This is a genomic window from Actinokineospora lacus, from assembly GCF_053813445.1.
Genome location: NZ_JBQERA010000013.1, coordinates 24,443 through 43,547 on the forward strand (window position 1 = coordinate 24,443; position 19,105 = coordinate 43,547).

The window sequence follows — 19,105 nt, forward strand, 5'->3', positions numbered from 1 at the left end:
GAGTGCGGGGGTGGTCGCTCGCGACTATGGGGCGGCCAGCGGTCCCACCAGCACGACCGGGCCCGTTCCGCGGCGCAACAACCGGTGGCTGGTCGAGATGTCCGTGGCGGTCGCGCTGGAGCCGATCACCAGCATCGAGGCGAGCTTGGCATGGCGGGCCAGGCCGGTGGTGGGGTGTGACCTGGCGATCCGCACCTCCATGGGGACAGAGGGGTTGTGTTCGGCGCAGGACCGGGTGACGGAGAGGGCGGCTTGGGCGATGTCCGGGACGGCGGCCGGCGCCGCGGAGTGGTCGTCCAGCGTGCAGCACACCACTCGCAGACCGGTGTTCAGGGCCGAGGCGATGAGGAACGCGGTGCGCAGCGTGGGTTCGGCCAGGGCGTCGCCGCTGATGCCGACGGCCATGGGCCGGTCGGGCGGTTGGGGTCGCTTCGTCCCGGCCTTCGCCGGGACGGCGGTGACCGGGCACCGGGACCGCGCGCTCACGGTGGAGGCGAGCACGCTGATCGCGTCCGGGGTGGGACCGCCCACGACGATCATGTCGGCGGTGTGGGACTCGGCGATCAGGGCGCTCTCGGCGGAGGCGAGGATCACGCTTACCGAGACGTCCAGGAGCGGCAAGGCCTCCCGCACCCGCGCGGCGAGCTCGTCCAGGCGGCATCGGGCGGCGGCCACCTCGTCGGGGTTCCGGCACGCGTGTGCCAACCGGAGGCCGAGGCCGCGCTGGAGGGCGTGACGTGCCGCCCAGCGCACCCCCGCCGCCGAGGCCGCGCTGAAGGACACCCCGGACACCACCGAGGGCGCGACACCGAGTCGTGTCATCTCTGCCTCCAGACCCGTCCGGCGGTCGACCGACGTGCGCGGGCACGGGCGACACGGGGGAGCCGTCCCATCGGTCGGACTGTATCGGCCGTGTGGATACCGTACGTGGGACCCTGCGGTGTTTGCGATCGACTGACCGAGTCTTCCTCCGCCCGGAGCGGTCAGGAATTGTTGCGCGCGCTGATCGTCAGGGTCTTGGAGATGCCCTTGGCGCCCTTCGGCCACACCGTGTAGGTGTGCGTGGTCTCGCCGTTGCCGGCCTCGCACGGGAAGGCCAGCTCAAGCTGACCTGTCGCCGGGTAGTCGTCGCCGTAGGCGGCGTACATGCCGGGGTTGTCCACCGAGATGGCCGCGCCTTCCGCGTCACTGACCTTCCACGCGATGATCACGCCGTGGCCGGGGGAGGAGAACGGCGCTTCCGGGGTCCCCACCACCGGGCACGACGGCTTGCTGAGCACGGTGAGGCTCTCGACCTTCGGCCCGGCCCGCACGTGCGACTTGGTGGTGGTGGTCGTCGTGGTGGCGGGCTTGCGGCTGGTGGTCGCTGCCGACTCGGCCGCCTTGCCCGCCCCGCCCTCCGGCGAGCCGGACTCGGACTTGGCGGACGCGGAGGCGCCCGGCCCCGCGGTCGTGCTCACGGGTGCGGTCACGGTGACGGTGCTGACGCCGGCCTGCGTGGGTTGCCCCTGCCCGCCCTGCAAGGCGGTGCACCCGGTCGCGCCCACCGCCGCGAGGAGGATGCCCGCGGCCAGGCCGGCCGCTTTGCGCGCTCCCGTGATGTCCATGCCCTGCCACCGTTCCCTGTGCCTTGTCCTGTCAGGCATAGAGACGCACGGCGTCGGCGCGGGTTCCCGCCGTAGCCGTCGCGACCGGCGACGCATCGTCGGGGGACTCGCGCCGCACGTGCGGAAAGGCCGTGGGCGGGGGAGTTCCCCGTCCACGGCCGTGGTCCAGCAGAGTGGATCAGACGTGCGCCTTCCAGTGGATGTTCATCTGGTAGTGGGTGCTCGGCCCCGTGAACGTCAGGGTCTTGGTCGAGGTGCGGAGGTTGTCCCAGCCCGCGGTCTTGCCGTTGTCGTACATGTGGGCGTAGAGGGTCGAGACCGTCATGCAGGCCTTGGCCGGGGTGAAGACGTCGTCCATGAAGAGCTTGATCAGCCAGCCGATGAGCTTGTCGACCAGCCAGGCGATGACCTTGCCGAGGAGGCCCGCGATCACCTTGCTCAGGTAGGCGCTGAGCGCCGTCCCGACGAACTGCTCGATCGCGCCGAGGACCTTGGACTTGACCTGCTCCCACGCGGCGTTGACGGCGTCGGCGAAGCCGCCGAAGTCGATGTCGGCCATGATCGCGATGTTGCACGCGGTCGCGGGCACCGACGGGCTGCCCCCGGTCAGGTTCGCGTAGGAGAACATCAGCGGCGGGTTGTAGGTCTTGACCTCGCCGGAGTCGAAGTCGTTCTTCACGGTGAACGGGGCGATCTTCTTGGTCACGCCCTTGTGGTCGGTGGCGGTGCCGCCCAGCTTGATCTCGTCACCCCAGTACTCGTTGGAGTTCACCGCCTTGATGGAGGTGATCTGCATGCTCAGCCCCTTGAGCAGCGAGCCCGCCGCCGTCGGGTCGATGCCCTCGGCCGCGGCGACGTCCAGCGCGTGCTGGTTGGTGACGGCCGACTCGGCCTCCACCTGGTCCGCCTGGGCCTGGAGGCTGCGGCGCAGGGCCGTCCAGTCGACCGGCAGGTCGCGGAAGGCCCCGTCGAAGCCCAGCCGGGCGTACACCGCGGGGTCGTAGCGGCCGTAGCGGCCGAACTCGGCCACCCGGGTGTCGGGGTCGGCCAGCAGCGTCTGGGCCGCGCGCCTGCTCCGCTCCTGCCGCTCGGCGGGCATCGAGCGCACGCCCGCCTGGAGGATGTCCTCGATCGAGCCCTCCGGGAACACCTGGTCCGGGTTGGCGGTCGCGATGGTGAGCGACAGGCGGAACGCCTGGTCAGCCTCCTGGGCGATGACCAGCATCTGGGGCTCGCGCAGGTCACCCGGCCCCTCGGCGGGCGGGTACTCGGTGCTGTCCGAGGTCACCGCGGTGCCGGCGAGCGCCTGGGCCGCGTTCGCGGGCACCATGGTCGCGGTCATGGCCGCGGCCACCGCCACGGCGGGCAGGGCGTAGCGCCACGCGGAGTACGAGCGAGAACGCAGATGTGTTTTCATCGGAGATCCTTTCGTGTGGTTGACCCGGTGAGCACCGCCCGCCGGGCACTCATAGGTCTACGGAGGCGACGTTGTCGGCCTGTTGTGCTGCTGTTGTGGCCGATTCGGGGAGAACGCGATGACCGTCGTCGAGCAGGGCGGACTGTGCGAGATCCGGGTGCTCGGCCCGGTGTCCGCGCACGGCCCGAACGGGGAGGCGGTGCTCTCGGGCACCCGCCAGCGGGCCGTGCTGGGGGTGCTGGCGCTGCACGCGGGCGAGGTGCTGCCCTTCCACCGGTTGGTGGAGGTGCTCTGGGGCGAGGACCCGCCGCGCACGGCGCTGCGCACGCTGCACAGCCACATCGCGCGGATCAGGCAGGCGCTGGCCGCGTGCGGCGTGCCGCCGGTGCTCGGCACCCGCGAGTCCGGCTACCTGCTCGACCTGCCCGCCGGGTGCGTCGACGCCCACCGCTTCGCCGGGCTGGTCGCCACCGCGCGCCGCGACCTGGCCGGGGGAGCGCCCGAGCGCGCGGCGCAGGGGCTGCGCGCGACGCTGGGGCTGTGGCGCGGCGAGCCGTTCGCGGGCGCGGCCCTGGTCGGGTGGGGCGAGCACGAGGTGGAGCGGCTGCGGGAGCTGCGCCGCTCGGCGGTGGAGGACCTGTGGGAGGCCGAGATCCGCTGCGGCGGGCACGAGGCCGCCGCGCTGGAGCTGCCCCGGCTGGTGGCCGAGGACCCCACCCGCGAGCGCCTGGTCGGCCTGCAGATGCTGGCCCTGCACCGCTGCGGGCGCCACACCGACGCCCTGGAGGTGTACGCGCGGCTGCGCCACACCCTCGACGAGGAGTTCGGGGTCGACCCGGGCCCCGAGGTGGCCGCCCTGCACACCGCGATCCTGCGGCGCGAGCCGGTGCTCGATCCGCCGCCGCCCGCGGCGCCCGCCGCGCCCGTCCCGCCGCGGCAGCTGCCCGCGCGCGTCGGGCACTTCACCGGCCGGGCCGACGAGCTGGCCGCCCTGGACGAGGTGCTGGCCACGGCGGACGAGCCGCCGATCGTGGTGATCACCGGCCCCGCGGGCATGGGCAAGACCTCGCTGGCGGTGCAGTGGGGCCACCGGGTGGTCGACCGCTTCCCCGACGGGCAGCTGTTCGTGGACCTGCGCGGCCAGGACCCGCGCCGCGCCGTGCCCGCCCAGGACGCCCTGGCCCACCTGCTGCGGGTGCTCGACGTGCCCGACGACCGCATCCCCGCCGAGCCCGACGAGCGGGCCGCGCTGTACCGCTCGCTGCTGCACGGCAGGCGGTGCCTGGTCGTGCTCGACAACGCGGGCAGCGTCGAGGACGTGCTCCGGCTGGTGCCGGGCGGCGACGGGAACCTGCTGGTGATCACCAGCCGCCGCAGCATGGCCGCGCTGGCCGCCCGGCACGCCACCCGCGTCGTCGTGGTCGACGCCCTGCGCCACGACGAGGCGGTGTCCCTGCTGGACAACGTCGTCGGCGGCGACCGGGTGGACCGGGAGGCCGATTCCGCCGCCCGGCTGGCCCGGCTCTGCGGCGGCATGCCGCTGGCCCTGCGCATCGCCGCGGCCCGGTTGGTGGGCGACCCGGTGCTGCCGATCGCCGAGTTCGCCGCCGAGCTGACCGGGCCGCGCAGGCTCGACGGCCTGGTGGTCGACGGGGACTCCCGCACCGTGCGCACCGTGCTGGCGAGCGCCTACGAGCCCCTGGCCCCGGAGTCAGCGCGGGTGTTCGGCAGGCTCGGCCTGCACCCGGGGCCGACCTTCAGCACCCACCTGGGCGCCGCGCTGGGCGGGCTGAGCCCCGCGGACGGCAGGCGGGCCGTGGGGGAGCTGGCCGCGTCGCACCTGGTCACCAGGGCCGGGGCCGACCGCTACCGCTTCCACGACCTCATCCGCGACTTCGCCCGCCAGTGCGCCGACCTCCCCGACCCCACCGAGCGCCTGCTGGACTGGTACCTGGCGGTGGCGCAGGCGGCGAACCGGCTGGTCGACCCCGAGCGCGACCAGGTCACGCCGGTCGTGCGCCACGCCCCGGCCGAGCTGCCCTTCACCGACAAGCACGGCGCCCTGGCCTTCCTGGAGGCGGAGCGGGGCAACCTGGTGCCGGTGGTGCAGCAGGCCAGGGCGGGCGGCCACCTGACCGCGGCCTGGCAGCTGACCTACCTGCTCACCAGCTTCTACGACGCCACCGGCCACTGGCACGAGCGCGTCGAGCTGTGCAGGCAGGGCGCCGCGGCCGCGGCCGAGCTGGGCGAGCCCGCGGCGGAGGCGGAGATGCTGCGGGCCCTGGGCGTGGCCTACTCCATGACCCGCAGGCTCCACGACGCCCTCGCCACCAGCGAGCAGGCCCTGCGCGTCGCCGAGACCATCGACGACGTGATGGGCCAGGGCCACATCCACAACAACATGGCCAACACCTACGCCGAGCTGCGCCGCTTCGACGAGGCCGTCACCGCCCACCTGCTGGCCGTCGAGCGCTGCACCGCGGCGGGCCACGCGCTGGGCAAGGCGCTGTCGCAGCGCAACCTGGGCCACACCTACATCCAGATGGGCCGGGCCGAGTCGGCCTTCGCCCCGCTGGACGAGGCGCTGGCCAGCTTCCGCGAGCTGGGCCACGGCAGGCTGGAGGCGGGCACCCTCGACGCCCTCGGCGAGGCGCGCCTGCAGACCGGCGAGCAGGAGCGGGCCCTGGAGCACTTCCACCGGGCCCTGGGCATCTGCCGCGAGATCGGCGACCGCTGGCTGGAGTGGGAGACCCTGCTCGACATCGGCATCGCCCACCTCGACCGCGGCGGGCACGGCGAGGCCATGGAGCGCTTCGAGGAGGCCCTGGCCATCAGCCGCGAGGTCGGCGACCGGCACGGCGAGTCCTGCGCCCTCGGCCACCTGGGCCGGGCCCGCATGCTCGCGGGCGAGCTGACCGCGGCCCGCGAGCACCTCGACGCGGCCCAGGTGATCCGCGAGCGGGTGCCCGACCGCTTCGAGGAGGCCCACCTGCACCGCGACCTCGCCGAGGTGGCCGAGCGGCGCGGGGACACCGCCGCCGCCCGCCACCACCGCGGGACCGCGGCCCGCCTGTACGCCCAGGCGAACGCGACCGCCGAAGCCGAGGCCCTGCTGGGTCCCTGACGCGGGCCCGTCCTCGGCGGACGGGCCCGCGGTCCCGCTTTGAGGGCAGGTCCTAGGGGCTGACGCCGACCTGGACCCGCCCGGTCTCGACGGTGCCCGCTGACGGGTTGAACAGCTCGACGAAGAAGTACGCGCCGGGCTCTCGCTCCGCGCCGTCCAGCAGGGGCACGGAGATGACCGCCGAAGGGTTCTCCGGCGTCAGCGTGAGGACGCCGCGCACCGAGCTGTAGTGGTCCCCCGCGGACGCGGTGCCGTTGACGGTCCGGAAGTGCACGGTGATCGGGGCCCGCGGGGCGGCGCTCGCGAAGACCGGGATGTCGACGCTGTCGTCCTCCTCGTCCCAGTAGATCTTCCCGGAGTCGGAGCCGAGGACCACGCCCTCGTCGTCGAGGACCGTTCCCGCCGCCAGGGCCCGGGTGATCACGACCCCGTTGCCGTCGTACAGCTCCACCCGCACCACCTCGTCGGGCTCCTCCTTGTGGTCCGGCACGACCGGCACGGCCACCGCCAGCGCCGCCCCACCGCTGACCTGCAGGACACCGCTGACCGCCGCGTAGTCCTCGGGGGTGCTCGCCCAGCCCTCCCCGGCCGGACCCGCCACCGTCCGGTACTTGACCGTCCCGGCGCAGCCCGCCGACGCCGTCACGGTGAAGGCCATCTTGGCCCCGCCCAGGCTCCCCTCGTACATCTTCGTGTCCTGAACCGCGACCTCGCACGCGCTCTCCGCGGTCGCCGTCCCGGACGCCGCCCCCAGGCCCAGGATGACCGCCACAGCCCCCAACATCGCCTTTCGCATGATCTTCGTGTTCCCCTCTGGTGTCTTTGACCTGCTGCTCAAGTAGTAGTCCGGCCCCGTTGTGAGTCGGTTGTGGAGCCGGCGCCACCGGGGGAGCCACCAGGTCGAACCGGCTGCCCGAGCCCCGGCGGGAACGTCGATGACGTTGCCCTCGGCACCAGACCACCCAGAGTTAATTTCATACTGAGCATAACCCCTTGCCCTGTGTTGGCCCGCTCCGTTACGTTGTGGGGGAACGCACCCGCGGATCGGTCCGGCGCCCCGCTTGCCGCTGTCCCGCAAGGATTCACCGGTCCGGAACCCCGGACGGCAGGGACGTCGCCGATCGGCCATGTCAACCCGATGTCGTAACCGGATTCGCATCCGATGCCGCCAGCCGTCCTTGTGCGGCACCGTCACCTTCGCTAGCCAAATACCGGTGTCCGGTAGTACCCGGCCACCATGGATCAAAGGAGATCCGGTGCGCGCCATAGGAAGAATCGGGCGGGCGCTGCTGGCACTCGCCCTGGCCGTGCCTGGCCTGGCCGCACTGAGCGCTGCCCCCGCGATCGCGGCACCGGCTTCGCTGATCAGCGTGGCATCGAACAAGTGCTTGGACGTGGTGGGCAACAGCAACACCCCCGGATCGCCGGTCGCGATCTGGGACTGCAACGGTCAGGCCAACCAGTCATGGGACTTCGCCTCGTCCGGTGACCTGCGCACTTTCGGCGGCACCCGTTGCCTGGACGTGGAAAGCGGCTCCACCACCGCGGGCGCGAGGCTGCTGATCTGGGAATGCACCGGGCAGCCCAACCAGAAATTCCGGCTCAACGCCGATGGTTCCGTGACCGCGACCCAATCCGGGCTCTGCCTGGACGTGGTCGGGGCCGCGACGGCCAACGGCACCCTGGTCAACACCTGGAACTGCAACGGCCAGACGAACCAGCGGTGGCGCGCGGGCACCGATCCCGGTCCGGGGCCCGGCCCGACGTGCTCGGTCAACCCGGTCAACCCCAACTCCAACACCGCGGTGCGCAAAGTCCTGTGCTACCTGCACTCGCAGTACGGCAACCACATCATCGCTGGCCAGGAGGAGTCCACCTGGAACGGTGGGCCCGAGTACGAGATGAGTTACATCCAGCGCAACACCGGAAAGCTCCCCGCGCTGCGGGGCATGGACCAGGCCACGACCGACTACGTCGGCCGCGCCATCACGTGGTGGAACTCCGGCGGCATCCCCGAGGTGGCCTACCACATGGGCGCGCCCACCAAGCCCGACACCTACGAGGGCAGCCAGATGGCCGTGTCCATCAACGCTGTGCTCACCTCCGGAACGGCGGAGAACAACTCGTTCCGCCAGCGCATGGACGCCGCCGCCGCGAACCTCCAGCGGTTGGAGGACATCGGCGCGGCGGTGATCTGGCGTCCGTTCCACGAGGCAGGTGGCACCTGGTTCTGGTGGAGCAAGGAAGGTGGCGCCCAATACGTGCGGCTCTGGCGCTACATGTACGACTACATGACCCGCACCAAGGGGTTGAACAACCTGATATGGATGTTCGGCACGCACGGCAGCCCCAACAGCTCCTTCTACCCCGGCAGGTCATACGTCGACATCGGTGGCGCCGACACCTACGCGGGCAGCGGCAACTACGACCCGCAGAACGCGATGTACAACGCCGCGCGCAACGCCGTCGGCTCACAGGTCCCAGTCGCGCTGCACGAGAACGGGCCGATCCCGGACCCGGACCGCCTGCAGTCCACCAACACCCGGTGGCTGTGGTTCATGACCTGGAACTCGCAGTACCTGACCCAGCACAACTCGATCGCCCACCTCCAGAAGGTGTACGCCAGCAGCTACGTCATCACCCGCGACGAACTGCCCAACTTCCGGTAGACGACACGCTGATCACCACCAAGTCCGCCACCTGACAACGATCACCGTTGTCCGACGACATAGCCATGTCAGTGCCGAAAGGCGAGGACGTCTCCCCGCTCACGAATCTCCAACCCGGTCGTCACCCTGGCTCGACCACCGTCGAGCCAGGGCGACGACCGTGATCCACCAGCGCGGCGGCGCCCCGATCCAGTCGCAACACGTCGGCGACCGGCACGCCCGCCCAGCGGGACACCTCCCAGGCCGTCGAAACCCGCCGCGCTCGGGCCTGCGTCGACAGGTCGCGGTGCTCAGGCCGCTCTTCGGAAATCCCAGCAACGTCATTGGGCACCATTCGGGGTGGTTGCGAGAGATATGGTCGCACCGTGACGTCATCAACCCGCACTCGTGCCACGCCGAGGTGGCCTGACCTGACCGAAGTCGCTCGTGACGTCCTGCTGGAGGTGCTGATCCACGGGCCCATGCCCCGGTCCGAGATCGCACCCCGCCTACGCCTGTCCCGGTCCACCCTCACCCGTGCCGCCAAGACGCTGGTCGGCGAAGGGCTACTCGTCGAGGGCGGCACCGAGCTGCGCTCCTCCACCGGACGCCCCTCCGAAATCCTGCGCGTCCGTAGTGAGGCGCACCGGTTCCTGGGTGTGAAGCTCACCGCCGACCGCCTCTATGCCGCCGTCACCGACCTGACCGCCGTCGTCACCGGACTCATAGAGCAACCACTGCGCTCCACTGATCCCGAGCAGGTCGCCGCCCAGATCGCCGAGGTCGCTGCCGACCTGCCAGGGGTGACCGCGGTCGGTGTCACGCTCGGCGGCGTCGTTCGCGACGGCGTGGTCGCCAATGCCGGATTCCTCGGTTGGGAGGACGTGCCACTCGCGGCAGCGGTCACCGGGGCGACCGGATTGCCCGTCGCCGTCGACAACGACGTGCAGGCGTTGACCTCCGCCGAGCACTGGTTCGGCGCAGGCGCGGGCGTGGACTCGATGGTGGTGATCACCATCGGCGCGGGCGTCGGCACCGGCCTGATCATCGACGGCAAGCTCGTCCGAGGCGCACACGGCCTGCCGCGCCGGTTCGCCCACCTCCTCGTCGACCCCACGGGCCCGCAGTGCGGCTACGGCCACCGCGGCTGCGCCTCCAGCTACCTGATGAGCCACGTCATGCTCCGTCGACTCGACGGCTGCGCCACCTACGACGAGGCGGTCGAACGGGCACGGGCCGATGACCCCGAGGCCAACCGGGTCTTCGCCGAGGCGGGCTACGCGCTCGGCGTCCTCATCGGCCACACGGCCAACTTCCTCGACCCTGAGAAGATCCTGCTCACCGGGGACGGCCTGCCCCTCTACGAGATCGCCTCCGAGCACGTCCACAATGGAATCGAAAACACCTACGAGGACGACCCCGCCCTGATCGATCTCGACGTCCAACCGTTCGACTTCAACGAATGGGCACGCGCCGCCGCCGCGCTCGCCATCAAAGACACGATCAACGGCACCACCTGATCCCACCGCCGGTGCGGTGATCACCACCATCGAGTCCACGCCGGCGCCTGCGCCGAACCAGTGCTCGGCGGAGGTCAACGCCTGCACGTCGTTGTCGACGGCGACGGGCAATCCGGTCGCCCCGGTGACCGCTGCCGCGAGGGGCACGTCCTCCCGGCCAGGGAATCGGCGTTGGCGACATCCGGCACCTTGCGGCACATCATTGACTTTGTTTCATCGTGTGATTAACAATGTGGTGTACCGCCTCGTCCGCCTGGAAACGTCACACCGGCAGCGACTCCTCCACCAACCTCCTCTCCCACCCTGCCCGAGCAGGGCGGGACCGGGCACCGCAGCTGCTCGCGGCACCCGCCGTCATCGGTCCATCCCGAGCGGTGACCCGCGGATGCCGGGTGAGGAGCACCACCACACCCGGTGCGGTCGGAGTGCCACGTGGCACCGGAAAAGAGACGTGAGGTTGGGCATGTCGCGCTCACCCCGCGCCGCGCGGTGGACGTCGACGACGATGGCCGCGTCACCGCCGACGAACCCGAGATCGCCCTGCGCGCCAGCGCCCACGGGGACCACGTAGAGCTGCGCGTGGTCGACCACGGCCCCGGCCTGCCGAAGAACACCGCGGACACGGTCTTCGCGCCCTTCCAACGCTTGGGCGACCGGGACAACATTCCCGGTGTCGGCCTGGGTTTGAACGTGGCCAAGGGGTTCACCGACGCCATGGGCGGCACCATCACCGCCGAGGACACCCCCGGCGGCGGTTTGACCATCGTCCTGTCCTTTCCCGTGGCTCAAGGGGTGCGGGCATGACCACCGTGCTCGTGGTGGACGGCGAACCGCATCTGCGAAGAAGACGGCTCCGGCCGCCCTGGGCCAGGGTGGGTTCCGGACCACTCGTTCAGGGGGACTCAGAGTCCGTCGTTCCCCGTGCCGTTTCCGGGAAAGGGCAGGCGCATGGCGCACGAGAACGGGGTCGTCGGCGCCGCGATCGCCGTTGTCGGACTGGCCTGCCGCCTGCCGGGCGCGGGGAACCCCCGGGAGTTCTGGGAGCTGCTGCGCGGCGGGGTCGACGCCGTGGGGACCGTGCCGCCGGGGCGGTGGGAGCCGGTGGACGAGCGGACGGCGCGCGGCGGTTTCATCGAGGGCGTCGACCTCTTCGACGCCGGGTTCTTCCGCGTCTCACCGCGCGAGGCCGCGGGCATGGACCCGCAGCAGCGACTGCTCCTCGAACTGAGCTGGGAAGCGCTGGAGGACGCGGGCATCAGCCCCGACGCGGTCAGGGGCGGGCGGGTCGGGGTCTACGTCGGCGCCAGCTCGGCCGACTACGCGCTGCTGCTCGACGGCAGGCCCGACGAGCACACCCTCACCGGGGTCAACCGCTCGATGCTGGCCAACCGGGTCTCCTACGCCCTCGGCCTGCGCGGCACCAGCCTCACCGTCGACACCGGCCAGTCGTCCTCGCTGGTCGCCGTGCACCTGGCCGCCGAGGAGCTGCGCCGGGGGGCGGCGGACCTCGCCGTGGTGGCGGGCGTGAACCTCAACCTCGCCGAGCACAGCGCCGCCGCCGCCGCCGGGTTCGGCGCGCTCTCCCCGGACGGGCGCTGCCACACCTTCGACGCGCGCGCCAACGGCTACGTCCGCGGCGAGGGCGGCGGGGTGGTGGTGCTGAAACCGCTGGCCGACGCCCTCGCCGACGGGGACAGGGTGCGCTGCGTCCTGCGCGGCAGCGCGGTGTCGCAGGACGCCGGGCGCGCGGGGCTCACCACGCCGGACCGCGCGGGCCAGGAGCGGCTGCTGCGGCTGGCCCACGAGTCGGCGGGCGTCGACCCGGCGCGGGTCCAGTACGTCGAGCTGCACGGCACGGCCACCCGCGCGGGCGACCCGGTCGAGGCCGCCGCGCTCGGGGCGGTGATCGGGCGGGTCCGCGGAACCCCGCTGCTGGTCGGCTCGGCCAAGACCAACGTCGGGCACCTAGAGGCGGGCGCGGGCGTCGTCGGCCTGATCAAGACCGTGCTGGCCGTCGAGCACGGCGAGATCCCGCCGAGCCTGCACTTCGCCACCCCCCACCCGCTGATCCCGCTCGACCGGCTGAACCTGCGCGTCGCGACCGGCGCGGGCCCGTGGCCGGAGCCCGACGAGCCGCTGGTCGCCGGGGTGACCTCGCTGGGCATGGGCGGCACCAACTGCCACGTCGTCCTGGAGCGGGCCCCGGCCGCGCGCCGCGACGAGGTCGAGCCCCCACCCGCCGGGGTGCCGGTGCCGTGGGTGCTCTCCGCCCGTTCCGCCCCGGCGCTGCGCGCGCAGGCGGGCAGGCTGGCGTCCTTCCTCACCGATGAGCACCCGGTGGACGTCGCCCACTCGCTGGCGAAGACCCGTGCGGCGCTGGAGCACCGCGCGGTGGTGTTCGACCGGGCGGGGCTGGACGCGCTGGCACAGGGCGCGCCCGGTCCGGTGACCGGGTCTGTTGTGGACGGAGGGCTGGCTTTCCTGTTCTCCGGCCAGGGTTCCCAGCACCCGGGCATGGGGCGCGGGTTGTACGGGACGTTCGCCGCGTACGCCGAGGCGTTCGACGAGGTCTGCGCGGGTTTCGCCCTCCCGGTGCGCGAGGCGGTCCTGGGCGAGGGGGACCTGCTCGACCGCACCGACCTCACCCAGGCGGGCCTGTTCGCCGTCGAGGTCGCCCTGCACCGGCTGCTGACCGGGTGGGGCCTGCGGCCGGACGCGCTGGTCGGGCACTCGGTCGGCGAGCTGGCCGCCGCGCACGTGGCCGGGGTGCTGACGCTGCCGGACGCGTGCCGCCTGGTGCAGGCGCGCGGCAGGCTGATGCTGCGGCTGCCCCCGGGCGGCGCGATGGTCGCCGTGCGGGCGGGCGAGGACGAGGTGCGCCCGCACCTGCGCGGGGCGTGCGTGGCGGCGGTCAACGGGCCGCGCTCGGTGGTGATCTCCGGCGACGAGGCCGAGGTGCTGGAGATCGCGGCCCGGTGGCGGCACACCCGGCTGCGGGTCGACCGGGCCTTCCACTCCGCGCACCTCGACCCGGTGCTGGCCGAGTTCGCCGAGGTGGCGCGGGGCATCACCTTCCACCCACCGCGCGTCCCCGTCATCACGACACAGACCGGCGAGCTCACCGACCCCGCGTACTGGGTCCGGCAGGCCCGCCACGAGGTCCGCTTCCACGACGCGGTCCAGGCGCTCACCGCGCGCGGCGTGCGCACCTGCCTGGAGGTCGGGCCGGACGCCGTGCTCACCGCCTTGGTCGAGGACGGTCCCGTGGTCGTGCCCGCGCTGCGCCGGGACCGCCAGGACGCGGCGTCGCTGCTCACCGCGCTGGGCCGCCTGCACGTCCGGGGCGTGCCCGTCGACTGGGGCCGCGTGGTCCCCGGCGGGCGGCGAGTCGACCTGCCCACCTACGCCTTCCAGCGGCAGCGGCACTGGTTCTCCGCCCCCGCGGCTCCGGTAGCCCCCGCGGCACCGCTCGCCCCCGCGCCGCCGGTCGGCTCCGTCGCGGCGGGCGGCGCGGAGCTGGACCTCGTCAGGGCGCACGTGGCCGCCGTGCTGGAGTACCGGCACCCGGCGGAGGTCGACCCGGGGCTCACCTTCGCCGAACTCGGGCTCGACTCGCGCACCGCCGTGGAACTGGCAGGCGCGCTCGCCGCGGCGACCAGGCGGCCGGTGCCGCCGAGCGCGCTGTTCGACCACCCGACCCCCGCCCGCCTCGCCGACCACCTGCGGGCGGGCGAGCGCGCGGGCGCGGACGAGCCCGCCCCGGCCTGGTCGGACGAGCCGGTGGCGATCGTGGCCATGGCGTGCCGGTTCCCCGGCGGGGTCGGCTCCCCGGAGGAGTTGTGGCGCCTGGTCGCCGACGGGACCGACGCGATCACCGAGGTGCCCGCCGAGCGCGGGTGGGACGTGCGGGCGCGCGGCGGCTTCCTCGCCGACATCGCGGGCTTCGACGCGGCGTTCTTCGGCATCCCGCCGCGCGAGGCCACCGCCATGGACCCCCAGCAACGGGTGCTGCTGGAGACGGCGTGGGAGCTCTTCGAGCGCGCCGGGATCGACCCGGACGCGGTGCGCGGCAGCCGCACCGGCGTGTTCATCGGCGCGACCGCCCAGGAGTACGGCGGGCGGATGGCCGACGCCGGGTCGGCCGCGGAGGGCCACCTGCTGACCGGGACCACGCCCAGCGTCGCCTCGGGCAGGCTGGCCTACGCCTTCGGCCTCGCCGGGCCCGCGCTCACCGTGGACACCGCGTGCTCGTCCTCTTTGGTCGCGGTGCACTCCGCGATCGCGTCCCTGCGCCACGGCGAGTGCGCGATGGCGTTGGCGGGCGGGGTCGCGGTGATGGCGCGGCCGGGCATGTTCGTCGAGTTCGCGCGCCAGGGCGGGCTCGCCGCCGACGGCCGCTGCAAGCCGTTCGCCGCCGCCGCCGACGGCACGGCGTGGGCCGAGGGCGCGGGTCTGGTGCTGCTGGAGCGGTTGTCCGACGCGCGCCGCTCCGGCCACCCCGTCCTGGCGGTCGTGCGTGGCTCGGCGATCAACTCCGATGGCGCGTCCAACGGCCTGACCGCGCCCAACGGCGGCGCGCAGCGGCGGGTGATCAGGTCCGCGCTCGCCGCGGCCGGACTGCGCTCGTCCGATGTGGACGTCGTGGAGGCGCACGGGACCGGCACCGCGCTCGGCGACCCGGTCGAGGCTCAGGCGATCATCGCCACCTACGGCCAGGACCGGGAGCGGCCGCTGCTGCTGGGATCGATGAAGTCCAACATCGGGCACGCGCAGGCCGCCGCCGGGGTCGGCGGGCTGATCAAGCTGGTGCAGTCGCTGCGGCACGGGGTCGCCCCGCGCACCCTGCACCTCGACCGGCCGAGCCCGCACGTGGACTGGTCGGCCGGGTCGGTGTCGCTGCTGACCGAGACCGTCCCGCTGCCCGACCCCGGGCGCCCGCGCCGCGGCGGCGTCTCGTCGTTCGGGATCAGCGGCACCAACGCGCACCTGATCGTCGAGGAGGTGCCCGCCGCGCCGGTCGACCGGCGGCCACCGGATCGCGCGGAGCCGCCGCCCCTCGTGGTGTCCGCCAAGGACCCCGCCGCGCTCGCCGAGCAGGTCCGGCGGGTCCGCGCGCTCGACGCGCACCCGCTGGACCTCGCCTACTCGCTGCTCACCACCCGGGCCGCGCTGCCGCACCGGGCGGTGCTGCTCGGCGACGACCTGGTCACCGGGGCGGCGCGCGATGGCCGGGTGGTGTTCGTCTTCCCCGGCGCGGGCGGGCGCTGGTCAGGCCGGGCCGTGCTGGACCTGGTCGACTCGTCGCCGGTGTTCGCCGCGTCGATGTCCCGGTGCGCCGAGGCGCTGTCGCCGGTCGTGGACTGGTCGCTGCTCGACGTGCTGCGCGACGACGCGGCCGCCGAGCGGGTCGACATCGCCCAGCCCGCCCTGTTCGCGGTGCTCGTGTCGCTGGCCGAGCTGTGGCGCGCCCACGGCGTCGAACCCGCCGCGGTCGTCGGCCACTCGCAGGGCGAGGTCGCGGCCGCCTGCGTGGCAGGCGCACTGTCCCTTGAGGACGCCTGCCGCGTGGTGGCGGTGCGCGGCAAGGCGCTGCTGCCGCTGGCGGGCCGGGGCGGGATGGCCACCGTCGCGCTGCCCGAGGGCGAGTTGGACCTGGACCGGTGGGCCGGGCGGCTGTCGGTCGCCGCGGTGAACGGCCCGCGCACCACGGTCGTCTCCGGCGACCTCGACGCCCTGGACGAACTGCTGGCGGCCTGCGCCCGCGACGGCGCCCGCGCCCGGCGCATCCCCACCGACCACGCCTTCCACTCCCACCAGGTCGAGGCCATCCGGGAACCGCTGCTGGCCGCCCTGGCCGGGATCACGCCGCGAACGCCGTGCGTCCGGCTGGTGTCCACGGTCACCGGCGAGCCCGTCGACGGCCCGGACCTCGACGCCGAGCACTGGTACCGGCACCTGCGCGAACCGGTGCGCTTCGCCGACGCGGTCGGCGGGCTGCTCGCCGATGGCCCCGCCGTCTTCGTGGAGACCAGCCCGCACCCCGTGCTCACCGTCGCCGTCGAGGAGACCGCGGAGGCCGCGGGCGCCGACGTGGTCGTCATCGGCACCCTGCGCCGCGACGAGCCCGGCCCGCGCCGGTTCCTGCGCTCCCTGGCCGAGGCGTACGTGCACGGCGCGGCCGTGGACTGGTCGCCGTTCGCGGCCGGTGGCAGGCGCGTCGACCTGCCGACCTACCCGTTCCAGCGCCGCCGGTTCTGGCTGGACGCCGGGCACCCGGCGGGCGTGGCCGCCGCCGGGCTCGACCCGGTCGAGCACCCGCTGCTCGCGGCCGCCGTCCCGCAGGCCGACGACGGCTGGGTGTTCACCGGCCGCGTCGGCACCCGGACGCACCCGTGGCTGGCCGACCACGCCGTCGCCGGGACCGCGGTGCTGCCCGGCACGGCGTTCGTGGAGCTGGCCCTGTTCGCCGGGGAGCGGGTGGGCTGCGGGCGGGTCGACGAGCTGACCATCGAGGCGCCGCTGGTGCTGGGCGACGGCGATCCGGTCGCGCTCCAGGTGAGCGTGTCGGCGGCGGACGAGCACGGCAGGCGGCTGCTGGCCGTGCACTCCCGCTCGGGCGGGGACCGGGTCCGCCACGCGGCCGGGGTGCTCGCCACCCGCGAGCCGGTGGAGGTCGAGCGGCACGAGTCCTGGCCACCGCCGGGCGCGGTCGCGGTCGACCCGGCCGAGCTGTACGACCGGCTGGCCGCGGCCGGGTACCACTACGGCCCGGCGTTCCAGGGCGTGCGCGCGGGGTGGCGGCGTGGCGGGGACGGCGCGGGCGAATCCGCCACCGAGGTCTTCGCCGAGGTCGAGGTGCCCGACGTGGCCGGGTTCGTGCTGCACCCCGCGCTGCTCGACGCCGCGCTGCACCCGGGTCTGCCCGACGCGGCGCCGCTGCTGCTCCCGTTCGCCTGGACCGGGGTGACCGCCCTGACCACGGGGGCCTCGGTGCTGCGGGTGCGCCTGACGCGCACCGCGCCGGACACGATGGCCCTGCAGGCCACGGACGAGCACGGCCGTCCGGTGGCGCGGGTGGAGCAGTTGTCGCTGCGGCCGGTGGCCGCCGAGCTGCTGGGCACGTCGGCGTCGCTGTTCGGCGTCGAATGGGCGGAGGTCGCCCTGACCGGGGCGCCAGGGGCGGACCACGACGTGCTCGACCTGGAGTCCCCGGGCGCGGCCGACCCGGACGCGGTCCGGCGGCTCACCCACCGCGCGCTGGCGGTGCTGCGCGCGGCCGACGACGACACCCGGCTCGTGGTCCGCACCCGCGGCGCGGTCGGCCCGGGCGCCGACGACCCGGCCGCCGCCGCCGTGTGGGGGCTGGTCCGCTCGGCGCAGTCGGAGGACCCGGGCCGCTTCGTGCTGCTCGACGTCGACGGCACCACCGAGTCGGCCGCGGTCGTCGACGCCGCGCTGGGCAGCGGGGAGCCGCAGCTCGCCCTGCGCGCGGGTGTCGCCTACGCGCCCCGCCTGACCGCGCTCGCCCCCGCCGCGGGCGCCCGCCCCGACCTCGACGGCGGCAGCGTGCTGATCACCGGCGCGAGCGGCGCGCTCGGCGGGCTGCTCGCCCGGCACCTGGTGACCGAGCACGGTGTGCGCAGGCTGCTGCTGCTGAGCAGGAGGGGCTGTCCGCCCGACCTGGCCGCGGAGCTGACCGGCCTGGGCGCGGAGGTGACCGGGGTCGCGGTCGACGTGTCCGACCGCGCCGCGCTGGCCGGCGCGCTGGCCGGAGCACGGCTCAGCGCGGTGGTCCACGCGGCGGGCGTGCTCGATGACGGGGTGGTCCGGTCGCTGACCCCCGACCGGCTGGACACCGTGCTGCGCCCCAAGGTGGACGCCGCCTGGCACCTGCACGAGCTCACCGCGAGCCACGACCTCACCGCGTTCGTCCTGTTCTCGTCGATCATGGGCATCACCGGCGGTCCGGGCCAGGCGAGCTACGCGGCCGCCAACGCCTACCTCGACGCCCTGGCCGTCCACCGACGGGCCCGGGGGCTGCCCGCCCAGTCGCTGGCCTGGGGCCTGTGGGCCGAGCCGGGTGGCATCTCCGGCGGCCTCGCCGACGTCGACGTCGAGCGGATGCGCCGCTCGGGCATGAACCCGATGTCGTCGGCGGACGGCCTGCGGCTCTTCGACGCGGCGCTGGCCACCGACCTCCCGCTGCTCGTGCCCGCCGACCTCACCCTGCCCCGCACCCGAGGCCAGCGCCCCGCCGCGCGCCAGGACGCCGGGCTCGCCGCGCGCCTCGGCGGGCTGTCCGACGACGAGCGGGGTCGCGCGCTGCTGGAGGTGGTGCGCGCCCAGACCGCCGAGGCGCTCGGCCACGACGACCCGGCCGCGGTCAGCGCGGCGAACCCCTTCAAGGAGCTCGGGTTCGACTCCCTCACCTCGGTGGAGCTGCGCAACCGGCTCGCGTCCGCCACCGGCCTGCGGCTGCCGGTGACGCTCGTGTTCGACCACCCCACACCCGGGCGGCTGGCCGAGCACCTGGCGGGACGGCTGCGCGGCCCCTCGGCAGGCATCGGCGCGCACGGGCTGGATGAGCTGGAAGCCGCGCTGCCCGGCATGGGCGCCGCGGACCGCAGGGCGGTCGTCGCGCGGCTGCGGGCGCTGCTGCGCCAGGGCGAGACGGCCCTGCACGCCGTCCCCGCGGGCAGCGGGGACGACGACGAGCTGGACACCGCCACCGACGAGGACCTGTTCGAGTTCATCGACAAGGAGCTCGGTGCGTCATGACACCCCAGTCC

8 protein-coding genes and 2 pseudogenes are annotated in these 19,105 nt (G+C 73.9%); 5 read left to right on the top strand and 5 right to left on the bottom strand.

Features of this window, described 5'->3' with window-relative positions; genetic code table 11:
* Positions 1-24: 24 nt before the first annotated feature.
* The 3 genes from ACTG9Q_RS27325 to ACTG9Q_RS27335 all read right to left on the bottom strand — a co-directional run bounded on the left by ACTG9Q_RS27325 (position 25) and on the right by ACTG9Q_RS27335 (position 3,024).
* Positions 25-822: a hypothetical protein gene (locus ACTG9Q_RS27325; protein WP_455575787.1), complete on the bottom strand. Its 798-nt coding sequence runs from the start codon at positions 820-822 to the stop codon at positions 25-27.
* A gap of 161 nt (positions 823-983) precedes the next feature.
* Positions 984-1,607 carry a hypothetical protein gene (locus ACTG9Q_RS27330; RefSeq protein WP_455575788.1) on the bottom strand — a complete coding sequence of 208 codons (624 nt, stop codon included), beginning with the start codon at positions 1,605-1,607 and terminating at the stop codon, positions 984-986.
* Between the two features lie 178 nt (positions 1,608-1,785).
* Positions 1,786-3,024, bottom strand: a complete 1,239-nt coding sequence (locus tag ACTG9Q_RS27335) for a hypothetical protein (protein ID WP_455575789.1) — start codon at positions 3,022-3,024, stop codon at positions 1,786-1,788.
* A gap of 118 nt (positions 3,025-3,142) precedes the next feature.
* Between ACTG9Q_RS27335 and ACTG9Q_RS27340 the strand changes: the two genes are divergently transcribed.
* The gene (locus ACTG9Q_RS27340) at positions 3,143-6,148 is read left to right on the top strand and encodes a BTAD domain-containing putative transcriptional regulator (RefSeq protein WP_455575790.1); all 3,006 of its coding nucleotides are present in this window, start codon (positions 3,143-3,145) and stop codon (positions 6,146-6,148) included.
* 52 nt (positions 6,149-6,200) lie between these two features.
* Here ACTG9Q_RS27340 and ACTG9Q_RS27345 read toward each other — a convergent pair whose 3' ends face one another.
* Positions 6,201-6,920 (bottom strand): Calx-beta domain-containing protein, encoded by a 720-nt coding sequence (locus tag ACTG9Q_RS27345; RefSeq protein WP_455575791.1) that lies wholly within the window; start codon positions 6,918-6,920, stop codon positions 6,201-6,203.
* A 484-nt stretch (positions 6,921-7,404) separates the two neighbouring features.
* Between ACTG9Q_RS27345 and ACTG9Q_RS27350 the strand changes: the two genes are divergently transcribed.
* Positions 7,405-8,817 carry a glycosyl hydrolase gene (locus tag ACTG9Q_RS27350; protein ID WP_455575792.1) on the top strand — a complete coding sequence of 471 codons (1,413 nt, stop codon included), beginning with the start codon at positions 7,405-7,407 and terminating at the stop codon, positions 8,815-8,817.
* Between the two features lie 365 nt (positions 8,818-9,182).
* Entirely contained in the window at positions 9,183-10,316 is a 1,134-nt protein-coding gene (locus ACTG9Q_RS27355) for an ROK family protein (RefSeq protein ID WP_455575793.1), read from the top strand.
* 45 nt (positions 10,317-10,361) lie between these two features.
* Here the strand turns inward: ACTG9Q_RS27355 and ACTG9Q_RS27360 are convergent.
* Positions 10,362-10,514: pseudogene (locus tag ACTG9Q_RS27360) on the bottom strand (ROK family transcriptional regulator); the annotation flags it as partial.
* Between the two features lie 336 nt (positions 10,515-10,850).
* Between ACTG9Q_RS27360 and ACTG9Q_RS27365 the strand changes: the two are divergent.
* Positions 10,851-11,120: pseudogene (locus ACTG9Q_RS27365) on the top strand (sensor histidine kinase); the annotation flags it as partial.
* A gap of 144 nt (positions 11,121-11,264) precedes the next feature.
* Entirely contained in the window at positions 11,265-19,094 is a 7,830-nt protein-coding gene (locus ACTG9Q_RS27370; protein ID WP_455575794.1) for a type I polyketide synthase, read from the top strand.
* Positions 19,095-19,105: the final 11 nt, after the last annotated feature.